Below are 3,054 nucleotides of genomic sequence, written 5' to 3'. Positions count from 1 at the left end.
GTCCATGATTCACAGACTGATTTATGTTGCTCTTAGGACTCCACCCATGCCATCAACCATGCTTTCTATGGCTGAAGCAGAGTGGTAATCAGAAATTTTTATCACTATTTTTAAGAAAAAGTTCGAAAAAGACTTTTAAGATTTATAGGTGTTGACGCTGGAATGTTATGCTGACGCTTCATTTAGTACATCTTAGATTTTTTATGAATTTATTGGCTCAATTTGAAATAAAACTTTGACCTAAATGCATGAAATAATTTATTTCTAAAAAGATGCATTGCTTTTTAAGATATCCAAAGGCTGATTATCGAATAAATATCAGAAAGGATACAAAATATTTTCAAGCTGGGTCTGAATTTATTAAAGATTTAAACCCAAAGTTTGGCAAGGCCGCAAAAAATCCGATTTTCGCCATTAAGGCGAATGTCTAAAATTATAACTAACTGAAATTACTATATGCAGGATCAAGCCCGCCATGACTCTGAAGCCTTTTTCTGGCTTTTTAAGATACCATCACAATTGAGCTTGATTGCAGCATAATACCTGCGCGCTATCCGCTTCTTTAATATTTGAAAGGGATCTTCATGAGTATGATCGGATGTTTCAGATCTGCAAGTGATGAAGAAATTGAGGCGCTTATCAGGAAACCGGACAGAATAAGGCAGGTGCTTTTTAATGATTTCTCAGGATCTCAAAAAAAGCCCGGTTTTCTGGCAAGGCTCTTTGGACTTGCATATGAACCTGATAAAGAGTTGATAATATGGACTCCTGAAAATGGTAACGAGGAGTTTGACGTTGACAAGGCCTGGCATGGGATTCACTTCCTTTTGTGCGATGATCCGGCAGGCGCTGCTGATATCCTTGGGTTCATAATGGATGGCGGCCACTTCATCGGCCGGATCGATGTCGGTTATGGGCCTGCAAGGGCTTTTAAACAAAATGAACTTGAACAGATATATATGGCAATTGAAAATATTCAGTCGAGCGACTTGAAAAAGAAATGCGATAAAAAATGGTTCAATGCTAACAATATTTATCCTTTTATTTGGGATGAGCCGGAAGATGAATGTTTCGGGTATCTTCTCGATTATTTTGAGAAACTGAAACTTTTTCTTAAAAGAACGCTTGACGCAGGCAAGGGAATGCTTGTTTATATCACCTGAGCTTCATTTTTATGAATGTTTATAAATGGTAGTATTTAGGATTTTTTCTGGAGTTTTTTATGGATGCATCTTTTGTTGAAAGTAGTGACGATATTAGGAAAACAATTGGTCTGACTAAGATTAAATTTAATATAAAATTTGGTAAAGTACTTATTGATAAAGGCCTTATTACAGACGAAGAAATGGAAAGAGCTCTTGAAAATCAGGCTCTTGGGAAGAAAAATGGGCAAAATCCCCTTATAGGTGACATCATCTCAAGACAATGCGGAGTAGCAAGGGATGATATTGAAAAAGCATTCGTTGAACATCTTTTTACCAATTTGGTGAGGCATTTTCAGTATGTACTTCTTCATGATCCCATACTGCTTTCATATTTTGGGGCACAGGCGAATTTTCTAGAAAAGCTTTCTATTGAAATTCCGTTCTGGGAAGTCGACGGCGGTGACAGGAATTATATCAAAGGCAGGGCTGTTTTTCTTGTTAAGCCCAAGAACCATGAAGAAATAAGCGTTTCGCTCCCTTTTGATTATTTTCTTGAAGATCAGGTGTCGAATATCGATTTTCTTGGTGGGATAGAATATTTGAAATCCCAGATAATAGATTCCAAAGGTGGAATATCTGATTTCGATTTCGGAGATATAGGGATTCAGATTTCTGATATTAAAAAGGCAAGGTAGCTTTTTTTGCTTTTTGTGAGATCATCATGTTTGATGGACTCGCAAAAAGTCTAAAAATGGCTTAAGAGTCATGCCGGACTTGATTCGGCATCCATTAATTTCAGCCACTTCTGGATTCCGGCCTGGGCCGGAATGACGGAAATCGGACTTTTGCGACCTTGTCATGTTTGTTTCTAAAACCGGGGGGGAAACGAATTGGCTAAATCATCAGTGATAATAAGGATGCAGAGAGTTATGTTCCCTGCATCCTTTATTTTCGTTATTGCGGTCTTACTATTGTTACCTTTTCTATGGTCACAGGAGTTTCAGGGCGATCCATGTAACCTGTCTGTACGTCACCTATTTTTTTGATAACTCCCATTCCCTTTGTAACCTGTCCAAAGACGGTATGCTTTTTATTAAGATGAGGGGTGGCGGCAAGTGTTATGAAAAACTGGCTGCCGTTTGTATTAGGGCCAGCATTTGCCATTGAAAGTATGCCAGCTCCTGAATGTTTGAGTTCTGGTTTGCATTCATCCTTGAATCTGTAACCAGGACCTCCTGTGCCGTTTCCATCCGGGCATCCTCCCTGGATCATAAAACCCTTGATGATTCTGTGGAATGATATGCCGTCATAGAAATTGCCGCCTTTTTCTGTTTCCTGACGTCCTTCGGCAAGATTTACAAAATTCCATACTGTTTCAGGGCATTCTTCAGCAAAAAGTTCTGCTTCAAATGTACCCATGCTGGTTTCAAATACCGCTGTTAATCTTTTGTGGTCTTCTTTGTGGCTGCATTTAATAATCATATCTTTCTTTCCTTCAATTTGTTTTTAATTGCCAAAAGTTTAAAAACTATAGCAGTAGAGCTAATTGCAAAATCAAGCCAGAAATACTATAGTAGTAATAAAAAAAGCAGTTTAAATGGCTTCAAATACCTAATTATGTTATGTATTTTGTATCTGCAAAAAAATAACAATTAAGGAAACCAGTGAAGCAGAGAGAGAGGATATCATGGATTCTCACTTTAATACAACAGAGCTTATTCCATGAGCCCGAAAAAAAATGAAGGCATGCCAGCTGTTGCCGCAGAGCAGATAAATCATTGCAAATGATATTGGGGCTACCATGGCTTAAAAAATATTTTGATTACCATTTTTACTCCGCCATGCTTATCTTAAGGCATGTGAAAGATTATCCAGATATGATGGAGGTGTAGCATGGCAAAAAATATGA

At 37.9% G+C, this 3,054-nt stretch carries 3 protein-coding genes; 2 read left to right on the top strand and 1 reads right to left on the bottom strand.

What is annotated here, in order from left to right; all coding sequences use genetic code 11:
* Positions 1-584 precede the first annotated feature (584 nt).
* The gene (locus K245_RS0121075) at positions 585-1,163 is read left to right on the top strand and encodes a YfbM family protein (protein WP_027360752.1); all 579 of its coding nucleotides are present in this window, start codon (positions 585-587) and stop codon (positions 1,161-1,163) included.
* Between the two features lie 59 nt (positions 1,164-1,222).
* Positions 1,223-1,840 carry a hypothetical protein gene (locus tag K245_RS0121070; protein WP_027360751.1) on the top strand — a complete coding sequence of 206 codons (618 nt, stop codon included), beginning with the start codon at positions 1,223-1,225 and terminating at the stop codon, positions 1,838-1,840.
* 259 nt (positions 1,841-2,099) lie between these two features.
* Here the strand turns inward: K245_RS0121070 and K245_RS0121065 are convergent, their stop codons facing one another.
* Positions 2,100-2,627 (bottom strand): peptidylprolyl isomerase, encoded by a 528-nt coding sequence (locus tag K245_RS0121065; protein ID WP_027360750.1) that lies wholly within the window; start codon positions 2,625-2,627, stop codon positions 2,100-2,102.
* Positions 2,628-3,054: the final 427 nt, after the last annotated feature.

The organism is Desulforegula conservatrix Mb1Pa (assembly GCF_000426225.1).
Lineage (GTDB): Bacteria > Desulfobacterota > Desulfobacteria > Desulfobacterales > Desulforegulaceae > Desulforegula > Desulforegula conservatrix.
Note: the sequence above shows the minus strand (reverse complement) of the source record. Positions and strands in the feature narration are given on the sequence as shown.